Source organism: Pseudomonas sp. DCB_BI, from assembly GCF_026240995.1.
Taxonomy (GTDB): Bacteria; Pseudomonadota; Gammaproteobacteria; order Pseudomonadales; family Pseudomonadaceae; genus Aquipseudomonas.
The window spans coordinates 1-393 of sequence record NZ_JAPFCG010000082.1; the positions used below are offsets into that span (position 1 = coordinate 1).

Sequence of the window (393 nt, forward strand, 5' to 3'; positions counted from 1 at the left end):
TGGTGATGGTGGTGTGAGGAGACGGTGACCTGGGTCCCCTGGCCCCAATAGTCATACTCATCTGTAGTAGTCCCTATGCCCCTGGATCGGGCTGCACAGTAATAAACGGCCGTGTCCTCAGGTTTCAGGCTGTTCATTTGCAGATACACCGTCTTCTTGGCGTTGTCACTGGAGATGGTGAATCGGCCCTTCACGGAGTCTGCATACCATGTTGTACCTTTACTAATTCTAATATATGAGACCCCCTCACGCTCCTTCCCTGGGGCCTGGCGGAACCAGCCTATGGCATAATCGCCGACAGTGAATCCAGAGGCTGCACAGGAGAGTCTCAGAGACCCCCCAGCCTGCACCAAGCCTCCCCCAGACTCCTGCAGCTGCACCTGGGCCATGGCC

The 393-nt window shown here is 56.5% G+C and carries 1 protein-coding gene; it reads right to left on the reverse strand.

Annotation, left to right across the window (positions count from 1 at the left end):
- The coding region (locus OO258_RS27820; protein WP_416309233.1) for an immunoglobulin heavy chain variable domain-containing protein at positions 1 to 389 on the reverse strand (389 nt) is incomplete at its 3' end.
- Positions 390 to 393 lie beyond the last annotated feature (4 nt).